Source organism: Brucella haematophila (assembly GCF_005938105.1).
GTDB lineage: Bacteria > Pseudomonadota > Alphaproteobacteria > Rhizobiales > Rhizobiaceae > Brucella > Brucella haematophila.
In genome coordinates this window covers 59,822-77,598 of sequence record NZ_VCPE01000012.1, presented here as the reverse complement: position 1 = coordinate 77,598, position 17,777 = coordinate 59,822, and the positions used below count along the sequence as shown (strand labels likewise).

Here is a 17,777-nt window from a genome sequence, read left to right as displayed (position 1 = left end):
AAAATGATCAGGCTGCCAGTTGTGCAGCCTGGGAGGGGAGGATTGCCTTTTGCGGCTCCCTTTGCAGGGATGAGGCGAGAATGACGCCTTCCGGCCAGCGGCTGAAACCGCTTGCGACATTGATGTGACCAGCATGGCCGATATCGACAAAGCCAGAGCCCCAGACATTCGCCAGAGCCTCTGCCTTGGCAAAGCGCATATATTCGTCGTTACGGCTGGCGACGACGATGGATGGGAAACCCAGCTCATGGCGCGGCAGTGGGGCGAAGCTCTGAAAACGGCTATCTCTGGAGGCCATGGTTTCCGCATCGGCAGGGGCGACGAGAAGCGCGCCCGCCACATGTGCGGCAGCCGGACGGCTTGCCAGATGAGCAACCAGCACACAGCCAAGGCTATGGGCAACCAGAACCGCACCGGGATTTTCGGCCAGTTTTGCTTCGAGCGCATGCATCCAGTCGGATAGCACTGGATAATGCCAGTCGTCCTGTTCAACCAGTAATGCTGACGGATCGTCATGCAACCATTGGCGCTGCCAGTGGCCTGCTTCCGATCCCTTGTAACCGGGGATGATAAGTGTCGCAGGCATGCGTTGTTTCCTTTTCCGGCAATTGCAGCAAAAGCACGAAACGGCTTTGCTACAATTGCGACATCACAGAGATCAGAGCCTTGGGAGGGCTTTTACTGTTTCGCTTTTCGTTCCGATCTGGATACGTCTTGCGAAGCAGTTTCCAAAATAGGCGCTGAAACCTGCTATTTTAAGGAAAAGGAATTCAAATTCAGGCGGGTAAGTGAAAATTATTCTCCGCCTGAATGGTAGTCACTTGTTGTGCTTTTCGTTCCAGCGTAGCAGGAACTGCGACTTCTCGAAAACCAGCACCACCACGAGCGACATGGCAAACGGGATCAGGAGATAGAGCAGGCGGAACACGATCAGTGCCGCCAGCACATCGGCCTGGTTCATATCCGGAAGGCCGGTCAGGAAAACCAGTTCAAGCACGCCAAGGCCGCCCGGCGCATGCGAGATGAGTGCTGCCGAGAAGGAAACGAGGAAAATGCCGAGCACAATCAGGAAGCCGGGATTACCCGCTTCGGGCAAGGCGAAATAGATGATGCCCGCAGCGCCGATCAGTTCGAGGGGCGCGACGACCAACTGCTGTACGACGACCGACATACGCGGATATTCAAGCCGGAACTTGCCGATTTGAAGAGGGCGCAATTGCATCCAGCTGCCCAAAACATAAAGCAGGACGAAGGCCAGCATGATCAGGGCGATGACCATGGCAACGGTGGGTGTCAGGTCTTCGTTGAAACGCATGAGAACATGCGGCTCCAGCAACAGGACCACGCTGGAGGTGATGATGACACCGAGTATGAATGTAAACGAGCAGAAGGCGATGAGGACGGCGATCTCGCTGCCCGGCATGCCTTGCGAGGAATAGGCGCGGTAGCGAACAACAGCGCCGGAGACCACGGATGCACCGATATTGTGCGACAGGGCATAGGTGGTGAAGGAACAAAGCGCGATGAAAAGCCAGGAAATCTTGCGCCGGAGGTGGAGTAGCGCGATCCGGTCGTAACCGGCAAGCGAGCTATAGGCGAGAAGGGCTGCCGCCGCTGCCAGTACCCAGTGATGCGCGCGAATGGCGTAGAGGCTGTCCAGAACATCATCGAGCGAAATGCTGCGAAGTTCACGATAGAGAAGCCAGGCTGAAACGCCGACGGCGCAGACACCGATGACTGGCCAGATATAATCCTTTGCTTTCATTAACCGATTACCGCCCCTTCAGCTCTCATCATGTTCCCCTTATATGGCCTGTGCTTCGCCATCAGCCGCAACCACCGAACTGTCGTCCTGTGCCTGAGCGTGCTGCTGTGGCGGCCGGGCGGAAGCATTGCCGCCCGTATTTGAAACCTCTGCTCCGATGGCCTTGGCGATTGCTTTTGCAATCTCTTCTTCGCCAAGAATGACGGAGGTTGCACCAAGATCGGTCAGATATTGTGCTTCGGCCTGCGAACTGGCCTGTGCAACGATGTGAATATCCGGGTTGGCCGCATGGGCCAGAGCGGTCGCGCGTCCAGCCTCGAAGGCATTTGGAATCGCAATGACCAGATTTTTGGCAAGCCCCGGATTCGCTGCATTCAATATTTCGGTATCGGAGGCATTGCCTGCAATAGCTTCGATGCCTTTTTCCCGCAATGCGGTGCAAATTTTCGATGAGTCATCAATGACGAGGAACGGCATCGCACGTTCCTGCAAACTGCTGGCCAATCTGCTGCCGATATGTCCGTAGCCGGCAATGATTGTGTGGCCAGTCAGGCGCGTCTGCGGCAATGGTTCCGGCTCGGAAACATCGATGGCGGTGTCACCCGCATTTTCACTGCCGCTTTCGGATGCACTGCGCTTTTCGATCCAGGGTCGCATCCGCTCGGCGACGATGAACATCACCGGATTGAGGAATATGGAAAGGATCGCGCCTGCCAGAATGAGGTCGCGCCCGGCGGGCGGCAGCAGATTGAGGCTGACGCCAAGTCCGGCGAGGATGAACGAGAATTCGCCGATCTGCGCCAGACTTGCGGAAATCGTCAGCGCCGTGCTGACCGGGCGGCGGAAGGCCCGCACAATAAAGAAGGCCGCGACGGACTTGCCGATCAGAATGATCGCCAGCGTGCCCAGCAGGGGCAGGGGGTCTTTCAGCAGGCTCATCGGGTCGAACAACATGCCGACCGAAATGAAGAACAAAACCGCGAAAGCATCGCGCAGCGGCAAGGATTCTTCAGCGGCGCGATGGCTGAGTTCGGATTCGCTCATCACCATCCCGGCAAAGAAAGCACCAAGCGCGAAGGAAACACCGAAGAGATGCGCCGCGCCGAAGGCAACGCCGAGCGCAATGGCCAGAACGCCAAGGCGAAACAATTCGCGCGAACCGGTTTGTGCGACGACGTTAAGAAGCCAGGGAATAACCTTGCGCCCGACGACCAGCATCAGGGCGACGAACAGAACCACCTTGGCGATGGTCAGAAGAATGATACCGCCAATGCCGAGGCCAAGCCAGGCTGCGAGCGGGTCGCTGGCCGCGGCACTTGTTGCGCGGCCGGTGACGCTGGCGACGGCTGGCAGCAGCACCAGAGCCATCACCATGGCGAGATCTTCAACAATCAGCCAGCCGACGGCGATGCGGCCGCGTTCGGTATCGATGAGGCGGCGCTCCTGCATGGCGCGCAAAAGAACAACCGTACTGGCCGTGGAAAGGGCGAGGCCGAAGACAATGCCTGCTTCAACGTCCCAGCCGAGCATCAGCCCAAGCCCGGTGCCCAGGGCAGCGGCAGTGGCGATCTGCGCCAATGCGCCCGGAACGGCGATGGCTTTGACGGATAGCAGGTCTTTCAGAGAAAAATGCAGGCCGACGCCAAACATCAGCAGGATGACGCCGATTTCGGCGAGCTGCAAAATGAGGCCCTGATCGGCAACGAAACCCGGCGTATGCGGACCGGCGATAACGCCAGCCAAAAGATAGCCGACCAATGGAGAAATCTTGAGGCGGGTGGCTACGGCACCGAAGATGAAGGCAAGGCATAACCCGATGACGATCGTCGCAATCAAAGGCGTGTCATGGGGCATAGGGTGCCGTTTCCCTCTGTTCTAGCATGTCCTTGTCCCAAAACCGGTTTTGCCTTTTGGGGGACGTGCTTCTGTCACATCATGAATGGAGCCGGGCAGGACGGAAATCCTGCCCGGCGATTGGATTACTTCTGCGCGATGGCCTTTTCCTCGGGCTGCTTGTGAGCCTCTTTGTGGTGCTGCCACCAGTCACCCAGCAGGAGCAGTATAGGCGCTGCGATGAAGATCGACGACGACGTCGCAATGACGATACCGAACAGCATCGGCACGGCGAAATTATGGACGGCGCTGCCGCCCCATACCGCCATCGGGAACATACACAGGAAAGTCACGACCGATGTGTAGATACAGCGCACGAGCACCTGATTGATACTCATGTCGATGATCTCGCGCAGCGGCTTCGACTTATAGAGGCGCATGTTTTCACGCATACGGTCATAGACCACGACCTTATCGTTCACCGAGTAACCGATGATCGTCAGAAGGGCCGCGATAGCCGTCAGGTTGAAATCGAGCTGCATCAGCGCGAAGAAACCGACGATCTTCGTGGTGTCGAGAATGAGCGTGATAATCGCACCGAGCGCGAAGAACCACTCGAACCGCCACCAGAGATAAATCAGCATACCAAGTGCCGAGAGCACGACCGCGATGAAGCCGGAGCGGGCAAGTTCGCCGGAGACCTTCGGCCCCACGACTTCCGTCCGTTCGATCTTCACACCCGGATCGAGTTCGGTAACGGCTTCGCGCATCTTGTTGACGGCCGCCGTCTGCGCTTCTTCGCCGCCATCCTGACGCTGGATGCGGATCAGCACTTCATTGGCGCTACCTGCGCTTTGAAGCGCGACTTCACCCAGTTCCAGCGCCCCGAGCTTGGAGCGAAGCTGCGCAAGATCGGCAGGCTGCGACGTGGTGATTTCGGCCTGGATACCGCCCTTGAAGTCGATGCCGTAATTCAGGCCCGGCTTGAAGAACAGCACGATCGAGGCAATCGACAGCACGATGGACACACCGATGCCGACGAAACGCGCATTCATAAAGCGGTAGTTGGTGTTTTCGGGCGCGAATTTGAGGATCGGCTCGATATGCAGAACCTTCAGCTTGCGCTTGCGCACGAACCAGCCCATCGCCATGCGCACGAGCGTTACGTCAGTGAACATCGAAATCGCGATGCCGAGCATCATGGTGATGGCGAAGCCGCGAACCGGGCCGGTGCCGAACATGAACAGGAGCAGCGTCGAAATCAGCGACGTGACGTTGGAGTCGATGATGGTTGCAAAGGCGCTGTGGAAGCCCTTGTCCAGCGCTGCCATGGCGCCGAGGCCCTTGCGCGTTTCTTCGCGGATACGTTCGTTGATGAGAATATTCGCGTCGACCGCGATACCGATACCCAGAATAATACCTGCGATACCGGGCAATGTCAGTGTTGCGCCGATGAGGCTCAGCGCGGAGAAGGTCAGCAATGTGTGCAGAAGAAGCGCCACATTGGCGATCATGCCCCAGAGGCCGTAGAGCAGAAGGATGAACACGGCCACGAGCGCGAAGCCGATGATGCCGGTGATAAGGCCCATCTTGATAGCGTCGCCGCCAAGATCAGGACCAACCGTGCGTTCTTCGATGACTGTCAGCGGTGCGGGCAGAGCGCCAGCGCGCAGAAGCGCGGAGAGAACAACGGTGTCCTGAACCGTGAAGCTGCCGCTGATCTGGCCCGAACCGCCCGTGATCGGCTCACGAATAACCGGTGCGCTCAAGACCTTGCCGTCGAGAACGATGGCGAAAGGACGGTTCACGTTCTTGGTGGTGATATCGGCAAACTGACGTGCGCCAAGGCTGTCGAACCGGAAGGAAACGATTGGTTCATTGGTACGCTGGTCGAAACCGGCGCGCGCATCGGTCAGGCGTTCGCCCGACAGAGCGATCTGATCCTCAATCGGATATTTGACATTCGGGTCCTTGGAATCCGGCATGATCGTCACGCCCGGAGGCGGCGTATCGTTCGGATTGGCGTCCGCGACCATGTGGAAGCTCATCTTCGCCGTGCTTCCGAGAAGCTGACGGAGCTGGGCCGGGTCCTGGAGGCCTGGCAGCTGAACCACGATACGGTCGGAACCGACGCGCTGGATCGAAGGTTCGGCAACGCCAACCTGGTCAACACGTTGGCGGATGATTTCAAGGCTCTGCTGCAGCGCTGCATCGAGGCGGTAATTGAAGCCCGCTTCAGTCAGCGTCAGGCGAATCTGGTTATCGGTCGAATTGACGTCGATATCGTTGATCGCCGTGCCGAAGCCGCTGGTGTTGACCTGCGAGATGAGCGTGCGCAGGGCGGTTTCCGCCTTTGCGCGCTGGTCGGCATCGGGAATTGCCACGATGACGGCATCACCCACGGCGCGGATCGACTGCGGCTGGATGCGCTCGGTGCGCAATTTGCTGCGCGCATCGTCCAGCAGCGCACGCAGGCGGTCCTTTTTGAGGCCGGCTGCGTCCACTTCCAGCACGAGATACGAACCGCCGCGCAGGTCGAGGCCGAGCGTCACCTGACGCTTCGGGAACCATGACGGCATCCCATCGAGTTGCTTTTGTGTGAAGAAGTTGGGCAAGGCGATGATAAGCCCGATCACGACGATCAGGCTATACAGCGCTACGACCCATTTCGAAGTACGCATGGATTGTGGTTCCGGGTCTGCGCGTCATCTCAAATCCCGATTGGCTGACCGAAATGGAAAGCCACAATCTTTGTGGGGGCAGATGACGCTGTTTTACGTAAAAGGGTTCGGGACTGGATAGTGCCAGTCCTCCGGTGGTGCCTATTATGCGCTAACAGGAGGCGCGCGGGCAAAACCAAAATATTGCTGGGCAGCCGTGAAGTGCTGAAAGCCGCGCTCTGCCTCTGCGGATTTCGCATTGGCAAAGGAAAGGCCAGCTCCAGTAACGGTCAGGGCCGTGTCGCCACCCAGCGGGTAAGCTGCCTTGATTTTCGCGGCGATAGCTTCGATGAGGATAGCGCGCATGGGCTGCGGCGCCGGTGCCGATTGCTGTCGGACCGGGGTCGTGGGTGTGCTTTCAGCCTGTCTGGCCGCAAGCATCTTGTGCAGGCTGCGCGAAGTGTCGTCGCTTGCCTTGTCGTTGAGTGCTGAGAAGTCCACGGCGAACAATAAGGCCGCAAAAGACAGCACGCATGCCATCAACAGCATGAAGCCATGCTGTCTATGATGCCCTGTGCTGTTCATGCCTATCATAAAACCGCCCAGACTTTCGTTAGAGTCTCGCTCAGGATTTGAGCCAGCTTCCGCACTGTCCACGAATCCTCATTAGCCATTTGTGCCGGTGCGAACAAGGAAATACTGGCGTTTTGCCGTGGTTTCGTTGTTGTTCCGCAGCTAGGGCTGACGAAATGCACCATTGGGGACTTTCGGGCGCAAATGGGATTCTCTCTTGCAACCCGCCTTGTTTCCGTTCTACGGCGCTTTATGTTGAAACAGTGATCTTCTTAACGGCAGATTTGAAATTGGCTTATTTATCGACGTTTCGGATTCTTGCATTTTCTCTTCTGATCGGTGCGCTTTCGTCGGGCGGCATGGCGTCCGCCATTGCGCCTGCCAGCGCGCAGGATAACAAGCCGCAAGCGCAGCAGGCTGCGCAACCGGCTCCAGCCAGTCAAGCACCTGCCAGCCAATCAGATGATGGTGCCGATGCAGCGCCCGCAAACGGTGAGCAGCAGCCCCAGCCGCCAGTGTCGGCCATCGTGCAGCAGCAAAAGCCGATCATCGACGATCTGAAGCAGCAGGCGCAGAAGATCGGCGAACAGTTGCAAAAGTCGGGAACCAGCGACGAAAATCTGGCGAATCTGAAGCTTCAGCTGGACGGGCTTTCCAAAAAGCTTCTCGATGCAGGTGTCGCTTTTCGTCCGCGCCTGACCGAGATCAACACACGTCTGGAACAGCTAGGCCCTGCGCCGACCGGCGAGGCAACCGAACCCACCATCGTCACCGACGAGCGCAAGAAGCTCACCGCTGAAAAAGCGGCGATCAACGCGATGATCGGTGACACGGAAGATACCTCGCTGAACGTCAATCAGATGTCGGCGAAGATCGGCGATCTGCGTCGCGATCTTTTTGCGAAAACACTGTCCCAGCGCGTCAATCTCGACTCCGCGCTCGGTACAGAGGTTGCATCGGCGGCGAACAATCAGGTCGTGTCGTTCTGGCGTATTATCCAGTCATGGTGGCGTTTCGTCGTCACCTTCAAGCTGAACTCGTTCCTTGCCGCAGCGTTTTTCGCATTCGTCGGCGCGCTGGTGATCCAGCTTGGCGCGCGGCGTGTACTGGGCACGCTTTATCAGCGTGACCCGACAATCGAATCACCGTCCTATCTCAGCCGTCTTCTGGTTGCCTTCTGGTCCACCGTCATTCCGTCAGCAGCAGTTGGCGTCTTTCTGGCGACGACATATTTTTTCCTGAATTATTTCAATGTTCTAAGGACGGACGTTGCGTCGATACTGGAATCGCTGTTCATCGTCCTCGGTCTCGTCTTCTTCATCCATCGTCTGGCTGCGGCCTGTATCAGCCCCGACATGCCGCAATGGCGGCTCGTGCCGATTGCTCCGCGCCCGGGGCGTATTCTGGGCCTGCTCATAACGGCGACAGCGCTGACAACGGGCGTCGATTCCTTTGTCGGGACAGTCAACAAGCTGCTGTCGTCGCCCCTGTCGCTCACCATGGCACAAAGCCTGCTGGCGACCATGATGGTTGGCATTCTCATTCTGGCGATTGCCTTCCTGAAGCCCGTGGAACGGCAGGATGACGAGCGCGTGCGTTCATGGCCGCGTGCGTTCAAGGTCTTCCTGATCATATTGGGACTTCTGCCCATTCTGGCTGCCGTTTTCGGTTATATCGGTCTGGCGCGTTTTCTGTCGCAGCAGATCGTCGTCACTGGCGCCTTTCTGGTCACCATGTATCTGGGTTTCCTGACGGGCCGTGCCATTTCCGAAGAACAGGCATTTGCGTCCAGCAAAATTGGCGCGGGCCTGCGCGAGCGCTTTCGTTTCGATGATGCGACACTCGACCAGCTTGGGCTCGTCGCAGGCATTCTCATCAATCTGGTCGTCGCACTGATTGGTATTCCGCTGGTGCTGATGCAGCTCGGCTTCCAGTGGGCCGAACTGAAAAATGCCTTCTTCAAACTGATGACCGGCTTTGAAATCGGCAATATGTCGGTTTCGCTGATGGGTCTGCTCACCGGTGTTCTGCTGTTCGTGATCGGTTATCTGTTGACGCGCTGGTTCCAGAACTGGCTCGACAACAGCGTAATGGCACGAGGCCGCGTCGATTCCGGCGTGCGCAACTCCATCCGCACGGTGGTCGGTTATGTCGGGCTCTGTCTTGCGGCCCTGATGGGCGTCTCCGCAGCCGGGTTCAATATGTCCAATCTGGCGCTGATCGCCGGTGGTCTTTCTCTCGGTATCGGTTTTGGTCTCCAGAATATTGTCCAGAACTTCGTTTCCGGTCTCATTCTTCTGGCAGAGCGTCCGTTCAAGGTAGGCGACTGGGTAGAAGCGGGTACAGTCAGCGGCATCGTCAAGAAGATCAGCGTGCGCGCAACGGAAGTGGAAACTTTCCAGAAGCAGTCGATCATTGTGCCGAACTCGACACTGATCAACGGCAATGTCGGTAACTGGACGCATCGCAACAAGCTTGGCCGCATCGATATCAATGTGCAGGCCTCCTATACGGAAGAACCGCGACGTGTGCACACGCTGCTGATGGATATCGTGCGCGCCCACCCGTCCATTCTCAAAAATCCCGAACCGTTTGTCGCTTTTCAAAGCATGACCGACTCGCTGATGGTGTTCGATATCTACGCCCATGTCGCGGATATCACCGCGACCGGCGGCATCAAGAACGAGCTGCGGTTTCAGATCGTGGAGCGGTTCCATGAAGAGGGCCTGCATCTATGCTCGTCTTCGACCGATCTGGTGCTGAGCCTGCCGGAAATCGAGAAGCTTTCGGAACTCGTGCAGAAGGTGCCGACAGCCGCGCCGAAAAAGAAAGAACGCGAGGAGAAAGCCAAGGCATCGGACGACAATGACGATAAGGCGTGATGAACGCGTCGTTCAGTTGCAGTTCAGTTTTGTCCATCTATAAATGAGCCATGGAACGGCGGGCCGTTCTTCGAGGATGGAAGCGGGGCACCTGTTTTCATCGGGGTTGTAGAAGCGGGAGCGGTGGAAACGCCGAAACGATATGAACGTAATTCAGATCAACAAATTTGGTACGATCGGTCTTGGCGCAGTCATTATGCTTGCAGCTTCCATGGGTGGTTCCTACGCCGCCAAGATTTCCAACAAGGACAGCGCCGCGCAGACCATCGTGGTCACCGAGGGTGCGTCCAAGCGTGAAATGGTTGTCGCACCCGGCGATACGGTCGATTTTTGCGCGTCCGGCTGCTTCGTGACCTTTCCGAACGGCGACCGTGAAGCGCTGACGGGTGATGAGACCATCACTCTTACCGGCGGCAAGGCGACGCTGAAATAAGATCGGTGAATTGTAGAATTGAAAAAGCCGGGCGAAGTGCCCGGCTTTTTGTTTGTCTCTCGGTTGGATCAGCTGCGTGGCTTGAGGTTTTCCGGGTCGTAAAGCGGCTTGTAGCCAACGGAGGCCACTTCAACCGGATAGGTTTCGCCGAAATATTCGACGGTCAGCTTGCGGCCTTCCTGGCAATGGCTCCATGGCAGATAGGCAAGTGCGATATTCTTGCCGATGGTCGGGCCGAAAGCCACCGATGAGGTGAATGAGCGGCGGCCCAGTTCATCAACCAGCGTTTCGCCGGTTTCCGGTTCCATGACTGGCATGATGCCGACAGGATAACGGGCCACACCTTTCGAATCGACATTATCGGTCATGACCAGCGTGCAGAGCATGGCAGGCTGATTTTCGCGAGCGCGATATTCGACATGCTTGGCCTTGCCGCGGAAATCGGCTTCCTTGACCTTCGGGCGAGCCAGATCGGCTTCAAGGAGATTATACTCCGTCAGCAGGTCGGCATTCTGAAGGCGCAGGCTTTTCTCCATACGGCGGGTGTTGGCATAGGTTTCGACACCAACAGCAATCGTGCCGGTGGAGCGCAGCGCATCCCAGACGGCGAGGCCGTCTTCATAACGCATGTGCAATTCCCAGCCCTGTTCGCCGACATAGGAAATGCGGAAGGCGGTCACGTCCTTAGCTGCAATCCTGATCGGCTTGATTGCCGCAAAAGCGAAGTTTTCGGCATCCAGACCTTCCGGATTTTCGACAACCTTCTTGAGGTTTTCGCGAGCATTCGGACCCCAGATGCCGATGGTGACATATTTCTCGGTCACATCGGTGATGGTGACGTCAAATCCCTTATCCTCGGCCACGCGGCGCATGTAATGGAAATCGCGGGGGCCAGCATCGGCGCCGTTGATCATGCGAATACGGTCCGCCATGCGGATTGCCGTGAAGTCGGCGCGCACCATGCCTTCATCATCGAGGAAGTGCGTATAGATGCCCTTGCCGATATTGGCGTCGCCGCCAATCTTGGCCGCGCAGAGCCATTCCATCAGCTCGACATGGTCAGGACCTTCAATGTCGTACATCGCGAAATGCGAGAGATTGATGATGCCGCAATTTTCCGTCAGTTCGAGATGTTCGGCATTTGAAACACGCCAGAAATGGCGGTTGTCCCATTCGTTTTCGCGCACCGGAACGCGGTTGCCGTATTTTTCCAGCAGATGCTCATTGGCGGCGTAGCCATGCGCACGTTCCCAGCCGCCGAGTTCCATGAAATGGCCGCCAAGCTCAACTTCGCGCTCATAGAACGGTGAGCGACGGATATTGCGCCCCTTGGAGAATGGCTCACGGGGGTGCACGGCCGGATTATAGACCTTCATTGCCGTTTCGGTGCAGCGATCCCAGATGAACTGCTCTGTCATCTGGTGCGGATAGAAACGGGAATAGTCGATGGCGTGATGGTCGATGGATGTGCGACCGTCGGTCATCCAGTCGGCAATGAGCTTACCCATGCCGGGGCCGTCCTTGACCCAGATTGCGACCGCATACCAGAGACCACGCACCTTCTGACTTTCACCCATGGAGGGGCCGCCATCGGTGGTGACTTGCAGGAAGCCGTTGAAGGAATGGCTTTCATTATAGCCAAGCTCGCCGAGAATAGGGGTCAACTCGATGGCGCGTTCGAGAGGTTCCAGAATCTGCTCCATATCGAGGTCGCGCTGCGACGGCGAAAGGCGTGCTTCGTGCTTTTCCAAAAGGTCACGCGGGTGGCAGAGGCGCGGATTGGTCTCTTCGTAATAGCCCCATTCGATCTGGCCGCCTTCGGCAGTCTTCGGATCGCCGGTATCGCGCATATAGGCCGAATTGCCCTGATCGCGCATGAGCGGCCAGCCGATTTCCTTTCCCGTGCCTTCAAATTCAGTATAGGGGCCGAAGAATGTCAGCGGATGGTCAATCGGCATGACGGGCAGGTCTTCGCCAACCATTTCGGCAATCAAACGTCCCCAGAGACCGGCGCAGATCACCACATAATCGGCTTCGATGGTGCCGCGATGCGTGACCACACCCTTGATGCGGCCATTCTCGATAAGCAGCGACTGGGCGGGCGTATTGGCAAAGCTCTGCAATTTGCCAGCAGCTTCCGCCTGATCGATCAGCTTGCCAGCGACTGTCTGCGAACGCGGGATGACCAGACCGGCATCCGGGTCCCAGAGGCCACCCTGAACCATGCTTTCTTCGATCAGCGGGAATTTTTCCTTGATCTCCGCCGGTTCAATCAAACGGGCGCGGGTGCCGAAGGCTTTGCCGGAAGCGACCTTGCGCTTGATCTCATCCATGCGGCCATCGTCGCCGACACGGGCGACTTCAAGGCCGCCGACGCGGGCGTAATGCCCCATCTTTTCGTAGAAATCGATGGAATAAAGCGTGGTCCAGCAGGACAGAAAATCGTGGCTGGTCGCATAGCAGAAATCCGATGCGTGGGCTGTCGAGCCGATATCCGTTGGAATGCCCGACTTGTCGATGCCGACGATGTCGTCCCAGCCCCGTTCGATCAGGTGGTGCACGACGGATGCGCCGACGATGCCGCCGAGCCCGACGATTACGACCTTCGCCTTCTTAGGAAACTCTGCCATTTTATGTGACCCTGGTTGGTATTTGACAGAACCATAATCGCTGATGGGGCAGGATATTTGCCTTTATACGACATATTCGCTGCCTGACACGACTGTGTCGATTACCGGTCATAGCCGGGGTTTTTCGCATTAAGCCTGTTCTGCAAGCGACATGCCCAAATGGGCCAGACACGATCTTGCGAAATTGATTCCGAAAGACGCGTTACGGTTCTGATTTTCTTATCTTTTACACGAATACCGGTCGGCTCTATCAATCGACATTCCTATTCGCTGTACTGATCCAGCCTATGCCGCGATGAGCATTTTGCGATCTGCACGCTCCTGTTGCGGCGAGCGCCCATAGAGTTCGCGATAGCATTTGGAAAAATGCGACGCGGAAACGAAGCCGCAAGCCACTGCCACTTCCACGACAGGCATGGACGACTGCAAAAGCAGGTGGCGTGCGCGGTCGAGGCGGATTTCCAGATAATAGCGGGCCGGGGAACGCCCCATTTCCTGCCGGAACAGGCGTTCGACCTGACGGCGCGACAAGCCGATCGTGTGGGCGACATTGATCAGCGCCTGCGGCTCAGACAGGTTGGCTTCCATCATCTCGATGATGGTCAAAACCTTGGAGTTCTGGATGCCGAGGCGCGCGCGCAGCGGCAGTCGCTGCCTGTCTTGCGGGCTGCGGACGCGGTCGGTCAGCGCCTGTTCGCAGATCTTGTTGACCAGATTGGCGTCGAAATCATCGCCGATCAGCTTCAGCATCATGTCGAGCGAAGCGGTGCCGCCCGCACAGGTGTAGATATTGCTGTCGAATTCGAACAGGTCGGCATAGACCTCGGCTTTGGGGAAAGCTTCCGCAAAGCCCGGCAGATTTTCCCAATGAATGGCGCAGCGCTTTCCGGAAAGAAGTCCGGCTGCGGCGAGGATATGCGCGCCGGTGCAAAGGCCCCCGACCGCCACGCCGCGATTATATTCTTCGCGGAGCCAGGCGAAGACCGACTTGTTGCGGAAATCCTCGACATAGACACCGGAGCAGACAAACACCATGGAAGGGCGCTGTTCGCGTTGCAGATAGCGTCGTTCGTCTTCCAGCGAGGCATTGACGGCGCACACGACGCCGTTGGATGCTGTGACCGGTTGGCCATCCGTTGACGTGAGGCGCCAGTGGTAGGCTTCGTAACCGAGCATACGATTGGCGATGCGCAGCGGCTCGATGGCCGTCGCAAACGCGATCATCGAAAAGTTCGGCACCAGAAAAAAGACAATAGACCGCTTGATCGATGAAGCCTGGTTCATAACCGGACCGTTCCCATTTTTTGAAGCAGATGCCGCGGTTCCCGACGCGGTGCTGCTTACGTCTCCGTCACGACTGCGGGGTCGATTTTTGCCCCGCATTTACCGGTCGCTATCAGACCGGCGATCCCGGTATCATTGCCCGCAAATGCTAGGGGAGGGCAATGACGCAAACGGGATAGTGCTTTATTGAGACACAGAACAGTTAGGTTGCAAAGTGCGGCTAAATGCCTGCCGCGAGAAGGTATTTTTATGTCGTGAAAATGAGGGCGAAACAGGCTCGCCCTCATTCGAAGAGCAATTATTGTCGCAAATCAGCCCTTGCGCGCTGTGTTCGGGCTCGCGGGGCGGCCTTGTCGCATGACCGGAAGGCGGTCGTCGATTGCCGGCCAGCCAATGTCCTGCCGGATATGTTCGGGCAGATTCTGGATCGAGAGGCGGGTGCGGGCGATCTTGCGGTCGAGCAGCCATTGATCGATCTGGCTCCGCAGTTCGAGATAAGCCTGGCGCAACCAGACAAGCGAAGTGCCGGATGTCGATGGCGTCGGACGGCGGGCACGGTTTGCAGTTTGGCCTGCGGTTTGGCCCATGGTTTGGCCCACGATTTGGCATTGTACGGTCATTTTCGGTCTCCTCGGGCGAGAATGGATTGGTTTGAATGCCTGCTGCAGCGGGTTGTGTGTTTTCGATGGGGTTAATGTGCGCTGTGCTTGACGTTCAATCAAACGAAATATAAAAAGGCTTAAGATCAGAAAATTTGATTTATCATCACCGGAGTCCCGTCATGACAGCGCCCGTCCAGCATCCTTTGCCAATGCTCGATATCGATGTCCTTCGCACTTTCGTTGCGATTGCAGACACGGGCAGTTTTTCTTCTGCCGCTAATGCGGTTTTTCGCACGCCATCGGCTGTGTCGATGCAAATCAAGAAACTTGAAGAGCAGATCGGCGTCGCCGTGTTCGACCGCGATGCCCGTTCCGTCACGCTGACCAGCGACGGTGAGGTTCTGCTGGGCTTTGCTCGGCGTCTTCTGGCGCTCAATCGTGAAGCGGTTTCGAAATTTGTCGCACCGACCGTCACTGGCGTGGTGCGGCTCGGTTCACCGGATGATATTGGCGAATGCGTTCTGCCGCTCGTTCTCAAGCGCTTTGCGGAAACACATCCGGGCGTGACGGTCGATGTGGTGATTGATCAGAGCAGCAATCTGCGCAAGCGTCTGGATGAGCGACGTCTTGATGTTACGCTGGTCAATATCTCGCATACGGTGCCCGGCAAGGGCGACACGGAAGTGTTGCTCGACGAGGAACTCGTCTGGGCCGGGGCGAAATGCGGAACGGCTTACCGTCGCGATCCGCTGCCGCTTTCCATCTGGGAAGAGGGTTGCGCGTGGCGCGGCAATGCGCTGGAAGCGCTCGAAAGCTCGGGCCGCCCTTATCGCATTGCTTATATGAGTTCTCACTCCACCGGACAGCGCGCCGCCATCATGGCCGATCTCGCCATTGCGCCCTTTGCGAAGACCTTGCTTGGCGAGGGCATTGTTGCCCTGGGTTCGGAGCATGACTTGCCTGAACTGGGGCGCTATCAGCTCGGCATGATTATCAGGCCTGAAGCCGGGCCGCATATTCATGCTGTGGCGGAGAATTTGCGCAACGTCTTTGAAGCTTATCGCCGCACGGGGCGTTTCGAGACTTTTCGTTCCTGCTGATACAGCTCACAAGAACTTGTGAGTGTAAGTAATGCCTTCTCTTGTCAGGACAAAAGGTTGCGCTAGGTTTCCTATATGACAGCCGGATGAAAACGGCTTCATGGCCAGCAGACAGAGGCGGGGTTCGGGGTGGGCCGATGGAACGCTGGTGCAATCAAAGCATGTGTGCCCATTCTTTCGGGCTGTAACGACATCCTATCGGAGAGACCGCTATGAAACTGACCCGCCTTGTCCCAGTTGCTATTGTTCTCTGTGCCTTCACACTGGCTTCTTGTGCCAATACGGTTCGCGGCGTTGGGCGCGATGTAAAAGGCACAGCGCACGCCGTTCAACAGACGGTGGAATAAGAATTTAAGAAAAAGGCCCGGGATCATATCCGGGCCTTTTCATTCGTGGTCGTTCAGACGCTCGTCAAAGCGCATATATGATGTTTTACTGCGTATTGACGAGGAAATATCCCACGGGCATCTGCATATCAGGGCGCGTTTTATAAGCGATGCTTGTGGTCATGATGCCTGTCGTTGGAACTGGAATATTTGCATTCGCCAAAAGACCTGCAATATGCGCATTGGGCGTGGCATCGCCAAACCACATGACCAGAATTGGCGCTCTGATCTGCTTGGCCCCATCAGGCGTTTCGGGGTGCACCACTTTCAGTGACGGATCGAACAGCCGGAAATTGCCCGGTATCTGCGCATTATCCGCCACGATGGTCTTGAATGGTCCGTGGCTGCTGATTTCCGTATAAAGCTGACGATAGTCCAGCTGCCCATAGGGCGGAGCGCTGGATCCATAGATGAGATAATAGGACAGAACCGGCGGAACCAGCAGCGCAACCACCGCGCCCATGGCCGCGTATTCAGTAACCGGGCGGTTGCCGATACGGAAACGCTCCAGACGAAAAGCCAGGACGGCGGGCAAAAGAAACAGCACGGGCTGAAGCCAGCGGTCCTTGACGTCATTGGCACCCGTCACAACGACGCCGATGAGAACGATAAGCAGACCGACAACCACCAGACGGCGCATGAATGTCTCGCCGGGCGTATAGGGCGTGGTCGGCACTGTGCGCTTCTTCTTATGGATCAGCGCGATAATTGCTGCGATTGCCAGCGCCAGAACCGAAAACAGGAAGGCTGCTTCAACGAAGCTTTCAATGCCGTTCAGCCGGTCGAAAAACAGATTTCCCGATGCGCCCATCTGCAACTTGCCGGAACGGGCGATGACGCTCGATTTGTGAGCGAACATCCATGTCGCCGTCGGTCCGACGCAGATTGCGAAGGCGAGCAGGGTGACGGCCGAAAGTTTCGACAGAAGCACGGCCCGATATTCCGGGACTGAAAGCCCGGTTACGATCACCATGATCAGGAAGAAAGATGCGTTGAACTTGCCCAGAAGCGCTGCGGTCATGGCAACGCCAAGGAGAGCAGCCGAAATCACGCTACGCTTGCGCATGTGCCAGGCAAAGGCCAGGAAGGTCCAGCCGCATCCTGCCGTACCTGCCACCGAATGGGTCAAAGCGCGCTGCGATTCCCAGCCGATCTGTGGAATGAGAAAGAGGCCGAGCATACTGGCCGAGGCCACGGAGCGCGAAAAGCCCAGAAGCCGCATTGCGCCAAAGACGCTGAGGAAGAGACTTGCCAGCATGCCGAACTTCACGATTTGAAGCGTCAGCATCGAGGTGCCAAGCACGGAGGCGGCAAGATTGGTCGTCCATGTATAGAGCGGTGGCTGCGAGCCGCCATAGCCCCAGTCGAGATAGCCTATATTGGCAAGCTGCTCCGCATCATCGAGTCCAGCGCCATTGGAGATATAAGTCACCAGAACGGCCTGAAGCACGAAATAGCACACTATAAAAAGAACGGCCCAAGGCAGTCCCAGTATTTCTTTGTCTGCGGTAGACGCGGTTTGTCTTAATGCGGTCAAGCTTGAAAGTCCCGATGCTGAACGAAATGCCCCAGATAGGCGCAAACAGGCTGCTACATGTCACAGGATTATGTTCGGATTTCAATCCGCGT

13 protein-coding genes are annotated in these 17,777 nt (G+C 57.1%); 4 read left to right on the top strand and 9 right to left on the bottom strand.

What is annotated here, in order from left to right; translation table 11 throughout:
- Positions 1–7: 7 nt before the first annotated feature.
- The 5 genes from FGI60_RS17615 to FGI60_RS17595 all read right to left on the bottom strand — a co-directional run bounded on the left by FGI60_RS17615 (position 8) and on the right by FGI60_RS17595 (position 6,852).
- Positions 8–586, bottom strand: coding sequence for an alpha/beta hydrolase (locus FGI60_RS17615; RefSeq protein ID WP_138786317.1), 579 nt, complete (start codon positions 584–586; stop codon positions 8–10).
- 231 nt (positions 587–817) lie between these two features.
- Positions 818–1,765: a lysylphosphatidylglycerol synthase domain-containing protein gene (locus FGI60_RS17610; RefSeq protein WP_113533810.1), complete on the bottom strand. Its 948-nt coding sequence runs from the start codon at positions 1,763–1,765 to the stop codon at positions 818–820.
- 39 nt (positions 1,766–1,804) lie between these two features.
- Positions 1,805–3,619 (bottom strand): YbaL family putative K(+) efflux transporter, encoded by a 1,815-nt coding sequence (ybaL, locus tag FGI60_RS17605; RefSeq protein ID WP_138786316.1) that lies wholly within the window; start codon positions 3,617–3,619, stop codon positions 1,805–1,807.
- Between the two features lie 125 nt (positions 3,620–3,744).
- Positions 3,745–6,279, bottom strand: a complete 2,535-nt coding sequence (gene secD / locus FGI60_RS17600; RefSeq protein WP_138786315.1) for a protein translocase subunit SecD — start codon at positions 6,277–6,279, stop codon at positions 3,745–3,747.
- A 144-nt stretch (positions 6,280–6,423) separates the two neighbouring features.
- Positions 6,424–6,852 carry a hypothetical protein gene (locus tag FGI60_RS17595; RefSeq protein ID WP_138786314.1) on the bottom strand — a complete coding sequence of 143 codons (429 nt, stop codon included), beginning with the start codon at positions 6,850–6,852 and terminating at the stop codon, positions 6,424–6,426.
- A gap of 269 nt (positions 6,853–7,121) precedes the next feature.
- Here FGI60_RS17595 and FGI60_RS17590 point away from each other — a divergent pair, with 269 nt between their 5' ends.
- Both FGI60_RS17590 and FGI60_RS17585 read left to right on the top strand, forming a co-directional pair.
- Positions 7,122–9,713, top strand: coding sequence for a mechanosensitive ion channel family protein (locus FGI60_RS17590; protein WP_138786313.1), 2,592 nt, complete (start codon positions 7,122–7,124; stop codon positions 9,711–9,713).
- Positions 9,714–9,855: 142 nt separating this feature from the next.
- Positions 9,856–10,146 (top strand): hypothetical protein, encoded by a 291-nt coding sequence (locus FGI60_RS17585; protein ID WP_138786312.1) that lies wholly within the window; start codon positions 9,856–9,858, stop codon positions 10,144–10,146.
- 68 nt (positions 10,147–10,214) lie between these two features.
- Here FGI60_RS17585 and FGI60_RS17580 read toward each other — a convergent pair whose 3' ends face one another.
- The 3 genes from FGI60_RS17580 to FGI60_RS17570 all read right to left on the bottom strand — a co-directional run bounded on the left by FGI60_RS17580 (position 10,215) and on the right by FGI60_RS17570 (position 14,680).
- Complete coding sequence (locus FGI60_RS17580) at positions 10,215–12,776, bottom strand: GcvT family protein (RefSeq protein WP_138786311.1); 2,562 nt, start codon at positions 12,774–12,776, stop codon at positions 10,215–10,217.
- A 285-nt stretch (positions 12,777–13,061) separates the two neighbouring features.
- Positions 13,062–14,060: a GlxA family transcriptional regulator gene (locus FGI60_RS17575; protein ID WP_078339328.1), complete on the bottom strand. Its 999-nt coding sequence runs from the start codon at positions 14,058–14,060 to the stop codon at positions 13,062–13,064.
- Between the two features lie 311 nt (positions 14,061–14,371).
- Complete coding sequence (locus tag FGI60_RS17570; RefSeq protein ID WP_138786310.1) at positions 14,372–14,680, bottom strand: hypothetical protein; 309 nt, start codon at positions 14,678–14,680, stop codon at positions 14,372–14,374.
- Between the two features lie 161 nt (positions 14,681–14,841).
- On the opposite strand from FGI60_RS17570, the gene FGI60_RS17565 reads away from it, so the two are divergent.
- A complete protein-coding gene (locus FGI60_RS17565) occupies positions 14,842–15,762 on the top strand; it encodes a LysR family transcriptional regulator (RefSeq protein ID WP_078339326.1) in 921 nt (306 codons plus the stop codon).
- Positions 15,763–15,974: 212 nt separating this feature from the next.
- Complete coding sequence (locus tag FGI60_RS17560; RefSeq protein WP_078339325.1) at positions 15,975–16,109, top strand: entericidin A/B family lipoprotein; 135 nt, start codon at positions 15,975–15,977, stop codon at positions 16,107–16,109.
- Positions 16,110–16,194: 85 nt separating this feature from the next.
- On the opposite strand, the gene FGI60_RS17555 is transcribed toward FGI60_RS17560, so the two are convergent.
- Entirely contained in the window at positions 16,195–17,580 is a 1,386-nt protein-coding gene (locus FGI60_RS17555; RefSeq protein WP_235889850.1) for an ArnT family glycosyltransferase, read from the bottom strand.
- Positions 17,581–17,777: the final 197 nt, after the last annotated feature.

What these genes read in the sequence shown, in the direction of transcription:
- FGI60_RS17615 (WP_138786317.1), bottom strand. Translation starts at nt 586, where the DNA reads ATGCCTGCGACACTTATCATCCCCGGTTACAAGGGATCGGAAGCAGGC.
- FGI60_RS17610 (WP_113533810.1), bottom strand. Translation starts at nt 1,765, where the DNA reads ATGAAAGCAAAGGATTATATCTGGCCAGTCATCGGTGTCTGCGCCGTC.
- ybaL (WP_138786316.1), bottom strand. Translation starts at nt 3,619, where the DNA reads ATGCCCCATGACACGCCTTTGATTGCGACGATCGTCATCGGGTTATGC.
- secD (WP_138786315.1), bottom strand. Translation starts at nt 6,279, where the DNA reads ATGCGTACTTCGAAATGGGTCGTAGCGCTGTATAGCCTGATCGTCGTG.
- FGI60_RS17595 (WP_138786314.1), bottom strand. Translation starts at nt 6,852, where the DNA reads ATGATAGGCATGAACAGCACAGGGCATCATAGACAGCATGGCTTCATG.
- FGI60_RS17585 (WP_138786312.1), top strand. Translation starts at nt 9,856, where the DNA reads ATGAACGTAATTCAGATCAACAAATTTGGTACGATCGGTCTTGGCGCA.
- FGI60_RS17580 (WP_138786311.1), bottom strand. Translation starts at nt 12,776, where the DNA reads ATGGCAGAGTTTCCTAAGAAGGCGAAGGTCGTAATCGTCGGGCTCGGC.
- FGI60_RS17575 (WP_078339328.1), bottom strand. Translation starts at nt 14,060, where the DNA reads ATGAACCAGGCTTCATCGATCAAGCGGTCTATTGTCTTTTTTCTGGTG.
- FGI60_RS17570 (WP_138786310.1), bottom strand. Translation starts at nt 14,680, where the DNA reads ATGACCGTACAATGCCAAATCGTGGGCCAAACCATGGGCCAAACCGCA.
- FGI60_RS17565 (WP_078339326.1), top strand. Translation starts at nt 14,842, where the DNA reads ATGACAGCGCCCGTCCAGCATCCTTTGCCAATGCTCGATATCGATGTC.
- FGI60_RS17560 (WP_078339325.1), top strand. Translation starts at nt 15,975, where the DNA reads ATGAAACTGACCCGCCTTGTCCCAGTTGCTATTGTTCTCTGTGCCTTC.